Source organism: Nocardioides stalactiti (assembly GCF_014180715.1).
Lineage (GTDB): Bacteria > Actinomycetota > Actinomycetes > Propionibacteriales > Nocardioidaceae > Nocardioides > Nocardioides stalactiti.
Genome location: NZ_JACEFC010000186.1, coordinates 1 through 5,329, shown reverse-complemented (window position 1 = coordinate 5,329; position 5,329 = coordinate 1). Strand labels below are relative to the sequence as shown.

Genomic DNA, 5,329 nt, shown 5'->3' with positions numbered 1-5,329 from the left:
GTGCCGACGTTGAGGACGACGGCGCGCGCGACGTCGTACTCCTCGAGACCGTCGGCGGTCTCGACGACCACCTTGCCCGGGCCCGCGAGCCGGCCGTGGCCGCGGGCGAATCGGCCGCCGTTGTCGACCAGCCGGTCGACCGCGACCTGGTCGTTCCAGGCGTCGGTGGCCTCATCGGAGATCCGCCGCGCGACGGGGCCCCAGTCGGGCGTCACCTCGACCGTCCCGCCGAGGTCGGGCACCCGGCGGGCCTCGGCCAGCGCATCGGCCGCGCGGATCATCATCTTGGACGGGATGCACCCGTAGTAGGGACACTCCCCGCCGACGAGGTGCTTCTCCACCCCGAGGACCGTGAGACCGGCCTTCGCCAGCTGGGCAGCGACGTGCTCCCCTCCTGGCCCAAGCCCGATGACCGCGACGTCGATGCTCTCGCTCATGGCAGACACCCTAGGTCGGGTGTCCAGAGCAGTCAGGTCAGACGAGGGTGGGCTTGCTCTTCAGGATCGCGCCGAGGACGCCGTTGACGAACGACGGCGACTCGTCGGTCGAGAGCTCGCGCACCAGCGCCAGCGCCTCGGAGACCGCGACGGCGTCGGGCACGTCGTCGACGTAGAGCATCTCGTAGACGCCGAGCCGCAGCACGTTGCGGTCCACGGCCGGCATCCGGTCGAGCGTCCAGCCCTGGGCGTACGTCGCCAGGACCTCGTCGATCCGGACGAGGTGCTCGGCCACGCCGCGCACCAGCGTCTCGGTGTAGGGGTTGGTCGGCGCTGCGCCCTCAGCGATCGAGCGATCGAGGCTCTCGACCGCCGACTCGCGGCGAAGGTCAGCCGCGAACAGCACGTCGAGGGCCCGTTTGCGGGCCTTGGAACGGGCGCCTCCTGACGACATCAGGACTTGACGCGCGAGAGGTAGGAGCCGCCCTCGCGGGTGTCGACCTTGATCTTCTCGCCCTGCTCGATGAAGAGCGGCACCTGGATCTCGGCGCCCGTCTCGAGGGTCGCCGGCTTGGTACGGCCGGTCGCGGAGTCACCGACGACGCCCGGCTCGGTGTAGGAGACGAGGAGCTCGACCGACGCCGGCATCTCGATGAAGAGGACGCGGCCCTCGTTGGTGGCCACGATGACCTCCTGGTTCTCCAGGAGGAACCCGGCGGCGGTGCCGACGATGGCGGGGTCGACCTCGATCTGGTCGTAGTCCTGGACGTCCATGAAGACGAAGTTGGTGCCGTCGTTGTAGAGGTACTGGAACGAGCGGCGGTCGACCGTGGCGGTCTCGACCTTGGTGCCGGCGTTGAAGGTCTTGTCGACGTTCTTGCCCGACTCGACGTGCTTGAGCTTGGTCCGGACGAAGGCCGGGCCCTTGCCGGGCTTCACGTGCTGGAACTCGACCACCTGCCAGAGCTGGCCCTCGAGGTTCAGCACCATGCCGTTCTTCAGGTCGTTCGTCGTTGCCATGCGTCAGCCTTCTTCGATGCAGATGTCCAGGATCACGCCCTCGGTCGTGGAGCCGACGGGCGCGGCACGCGGTCTCAGCGAGCCAACGACGAAGTCTAGTCGTCGCGGTCCGCGGCGATGAATTCGAGAGCCTGGCGGTAGCCGTCGACCCCCTGGCCCGCGATCACCTTCGCAGCGTGGGGCGTCACCACCGACGTGTGCCGGAAGACCTCCGGGCGCTGGGACGGGTCGGAGATGTGCACCTCGACCAGGGTCGCGGTCAGCTGGGCGCAGGCGTCGAACACCGCGTACGAGTAGTGGGTCCACGCAGCCGCGTTGAGGACGACGGGCGTCGCGGAGTCGGCGGCGTCGTTGAGCCAGTCGAGCAGCTCGCCCTCGTGGTTGGTCTGGCGCACCTCCACGTCGAGCCCGACCTGCTCGCCCCACGAACGGCAGAGGTCGACGAGGTCGCCGTGGGTGGTGTGGCCGTAGATCTCCGGCTGGCGACGGCCGAGCCGTCCCAGGTTCGGCCCGTTGAGGACCAGGACCTTCGTGCTGCCGGTCACGCCGCACCTCCGGTCATCAGGTCGTAGGCCGCGCGCAGGTTCGCCTCGTCCGGCCCGGACAGGACCACGGGCTTCGCCACGCCGTCGAGGACGACGAACCGCAGTGTGTTGCCACGGGACTTCTTGTCCACCCGCATCGCGGCCAGCAGCTCGTCGAACCCGGCGCCGGAGTACGTCGTCGGCAGGCCGACGGCCGCGAACGCCGTCGCGTGCCGCGCCGCGGTCGCGTCGTCGAGGTGACCCTCGAGCCGGGCGAGCTCGGCGACGTAGCAGCAACCGATCGAGACGGCCTCACCGTGGCGCATGGTGTAGCCCTCGGCCCGCTCGATGGCGTGCGCCATGGTGTGGCCGTAGTTCAAGACCTCGCGGCCCGGGTGCCCGTTGCTGCCGCCGGTCTCCTTGAGGTCGGCGACGACGACGTCGATCTTGACCCGGATCGCGCGCTCGACCAGCTCGGGGAGGACGGTCCCGCGCGGGTCGGTGGCCGCCGCCGGGTCCTTCTCGACGAGGTCGAGGATGACCGGGTCGGCGATGAAGCCGCACTTGACGACCTCGCCCATGCCCGCGACCAGCTCCTCACGCGGCAGCGTGAGCAGGGTGTCGAGGTCGACCAGGACACCGGCCGGCTCGTGGAAGGAGCCGACCAGGTTCTTGCCCGCGCCGGTGTTGATGCCGGTCTTGCCGCCCACCGCGGCATCGACCATCGCCAGCAGCGTCGTCGGCACGTGGACGACGCGGACGCCGCGCAGCCAGGTCGCCGCGACGAAGCCGCCGAGGTCGGTGGTCGCGCCACCGCCGAAGGTGACCACGGCGTCGGAGCGGGTGAAGCCGGCCTCGCCGAGCGCGTCCCAGCACTCGAAGGCGACCTCGGCGGCCTTGGTGGCCTCGCCCGCGGGCAGCCCGAGCGCCAGCACGTCGTAGTGCTCGCGCAGCACGCCCAGCACCGGCTCGGCCAGCTCGGTCAGCTCCGCGGCGTGCAGGAACGCGACCCGTTGGACACCCTCGCCGAGCAGTCCCGGGAGGCGCCCAGCGACACCGCGGCCGATCACGACGTCGTACGGCGAGGCGCCCGAGACCGGGAGGACGGTGTCGGTCGTGGTGTCGTTGCTCATCAGGATGCCTCCTGGATCTGGCCCGCGATCTCGGCGACGACGTCCTGCGGGCTGCGGCCGTCGGTGTCGACCGAGATCATCGCCAGTCCCTCGTAGACGGGGGTGCGCTCGTCGAGGAGCTGCTTGACCCGGGCGCGCACGTTGCCCATGAGCAGTGGCCGGCCGGCGCCGAGGCCGACCCGCTTCACGGCGTCGGACAGCCCCACCCGCAGGAAGACGACGCGGTGGTCGGCCAGCAGGGCGCGGGTCTCGGCGTCGAGCACCGCTCCACCGCCGAGGGCGAGGACCCCGTCGTGGCCCGCCAGCGCAGCGGCGACGGCCTCGCGCTCCAGCCTGCGGAACACGGCCTCGCCGTCGTCGACGAAGATGTCCTGGACGGCCTTGCCCGCGTGCGCCTCGACGGCGTGGTCGCTGTCCAGGAACGGCACGCCGAGCGCCTCGGCGAGCAGGCGTCCCACGGTCGTCTTGCCGGCGCCCATCGTGCCGACGAGCACGGCGAGCGGCTTGCTCACCTGTACCTCAGGTTGTCCAGGTAGGTCTGGGCGTTGCGGCGGGTCTCCTGGACGGAGTCGCCACCGAACTTCTCGACGACGGCGTCGGCCAGGACCAGCGCCACCATCGCCTCGGCGACGATCCCGGCCGCCGGGACTGCGCACACGTCGGAGCGCTGGTGGTGGGCGACGGTCGCCTCGCCGGTGACGACGTCGACGGTGCGCAGGGCCCGCGGGACGGTCGCGATCGGCTTCATCGCGGCACGGACCCGGAGGACCTCGCCGGTCGACATGCCTCCCTCGGTGCCGCCGGAGCGGTCCGACGTACGGCGCAGGCCGTCCTCCGTGGACACGATCTCGTCGTGGGCCAGGGAGCCGGGGGTCGCCGCGAGCTCGAAGCCGTCACCGACCTCCACGCCCTTGATCGCCTGGATGCCCATGAGAGCGCCGGCGAGGCGCGAGTCGAGGCGTCGGTCCCAGTGGACGTGCGAGCCGAGACCCGGCGGGAGTCCATGGACGACGACCTCGACGACCCCACCGAGGGTGTCGCCGTCCTTGTGGGCTTGGTCGATCCGCTCGACCATCAGCTTCGAGGAGTCGGCGTCGAGGCACCGCACCTCGTCGGCGTCGAGCCGCTCGACGTCGTCCGCCGTCGGCAGCTCGGTCCCGGTCGTGCGGACGCCGCCGAGCTCGATGACGTGGCTGACGATCCGCGCGCCGACCGACTGCTCGAGGAAGTTGCTGGCGACCCGGCCGAGGGCGACCCGGGCTGCGGTCTCGCGTGCGGAGGCGCGCTCGAGGATCGGGCGGGCCTCGTCGAAGTCGTACTTCTGCATGCCGACGAGGTCGGCGTGGCCCGGGCGGGGCCGGGTCAGGGGCGCGTTGCGACCGGTGTCCTTGAGGAGGCCGGCGTCGACCGGGTCGGCCGCCATCACGGTCTCCCACTTGGGCCACTCGGTGTTGCCGACCTGGATGGCGACCGGGCCGCCCTGGGTCCGACCGTGGCGGACGCCACCGGTGATCGTGACCTCGTCCTGCTCGAACTTCATCCGGGCACCGCGGCCGTAGCCGAGGCGCCGCCGGGCGAGCGAGTCGGAGATGTCGTCGGTCGTCACCTCGACGTGGGCCGGCAAGCCCTCGAGGATCGCGACCAGGGAGGGTCCGTGGGACTCCCCCGCGGTCAGCCAGCGCAACATGGGTCCCATCCTCCCATCCCGTCGCCCTCCGGCCAGCGCCGCGGTGCGCGGACGAGACTCCGGGTCAGCCGTAGAGCGCGGCGACCACGGGCTCGCCGGCGACGATGCCGAGCCACGCGCCGACCAGCAGGAACGGGCCGAAGGGATAGGCCCGCTTGAGGACCGAGCGGTCCCGCTTCACGAGCGCCACCACGAGCCCGGGGACGGCGAAGAGTAGGAAGGCGCTGTAGAAGCCGAACAGGAGCGGGACGCCGCCCGCGTAGCCGAGCACGCAGCCGAGCAGGGCCGAGAGCCGGACGTCGCCGAAGCCCATCCCCGCCTGGCGCACGAACCACAGCAGCCAGAACACCGTCCGGACGAGGACCAGCCCGATCAGGCCGCGCACCAGGTCGTCCGACGAGCCGGTGGACGCCCAGCGCAGGCCGCCCCAGGCCAGGGCGACCCCGGTCGCGGGCAGCACGACGACCGACGGCAGCAGCCGGGTCCGGTGGTCGACGATCCCGAGCAGGGTGCCGAACGGGACGAGCG

General features: G+C 71.7%; 8 protein-coding genes. All 8 read right to left on the bottom strand.

Annotation, left to right across the window (positions count from 1 at the left end; all coding sequences use genetic code 11):
- On the bottom strand, window positions 1–437 hold a 437-nt coding region (locus H0487_RS21675; protein WP_183096292.1), incomplete at its 3' end, for an FAD-dependent oxidoreductase.
- A gap of 37 nt (window positions 438–474) precedes the next feature.
- The gene (gene nusB, locus H0487_RS21670; RefSeq protein ID WP_183096291.1) at window positions 475–891 is read right to left on the bottom strand and encodes a transcription antitermination factor NusB; all 417 of its coding nucleotides are present in this window, start codon (window positions 889–891) and stop codon (window positions 475–477) included.
- Window positions 891–1,457, bottom strand: a complete 567-nt coding sequence (efp, locus tag H0487_RS21665; protein ID WP_183096290.1) for an elongation factor P — start codon at window positions 1,455–1,457, stop codon at window positions 891–893. Before efp ends, nusB begins: the two co-directional genes overlap by 1 nt.
- Before the next feature lie 95 nt (window positions 1,458–1,552).
- Window positions 1,553–2,002 (bottom strand): type II 3-dehydroquinate dehydratase, encoded by a 450-nt coding sequence (locus tag H0487_RS21660; RefSeq protein WP_183096289.1) that lies wholly within the window; start codon window positions 2,000–2,002, stop codon window positions 1,553–1,555.
- On the bottom strand, window positions 1,999–3,114 hold the full coding sequence (aroB, locus tag H0487_RS21655; RefSeq protein ID WP_183096288.1) for a 3-dehydroquinate synthase: 1,116 nt from the start codon (window positions 3,112–3,114) through the stop codon (window positions 1,999–2,001). The genes H0487_RS21660 and aroB overlap by 4 nt, the downstream gene beginning before the upstream one ends.
- Window positions 3,114–3,626: a shikimate kinase gene (locus H0487_RS21650; RefSeq protein ID WP_312856049.1), complete on the bottom strand. Its 513-nt coding sequence runs from the start codon at window positions 3,624–3,626 to the stop codon at window positions 3,114–3,116. Before H0487_RS21650 ends, aroB begins: the two co-directional genes overlap by 1 nt.
- Window positions 3,623–4,801 (bottom strand): chorismate synthase, encoded by a 1,179-nt coding sequence (gene aroC / locus H0487_RS21645; RefSeq protein WP_183096287.1) that lies wholly within the window; start codon window positions 4,799–4,801, stop codon window positions 3,623–3,625. Before aroC ends, H0487_RS21650 begins: the two co-directional genes overlap by 4 nt.
- Window positions 4,802–4,865: 64 nt before the next feature.
- The coding region (locus H0487_RS21640; RefSeq protein ID WP_183096286.1) for a prepilin peptidase at window positions 4,866–5,329 on the bottom strand (464 nt) is incomplete at its 5' end.

Excerpts from the sequence above, each read along its gene's own strand:
- aroC (WP_183096287.1), bottom strand. The coding sequence starts at position 4,801 with ATGTTGCGCTGGCTGACCGCGGGGGAGTCCCACGGACCCTCCCTGGTC.
- aroB (WP_183096288.1), bottom strand. The coding sequence starts at position 3,114 with ATGAGCAACGACACCACGACCGACACCGTCCTCCCGGTCTCGGGCGCC.
- efp (WP_183096290.1), bottom strand. The coding sequence starts at position 1,457 with ATGGCAACGACGAACGACCTGAAGAACGGCATGGTGCTGAACCTCGAG.
- nusB (WP_183096291.1), bottom strand. The coding sequence starts at position 891 with ATGTCGTCAGGAGGCGCCCGTTCCAAGGCCCGCAAACGGGCCCTCGAC.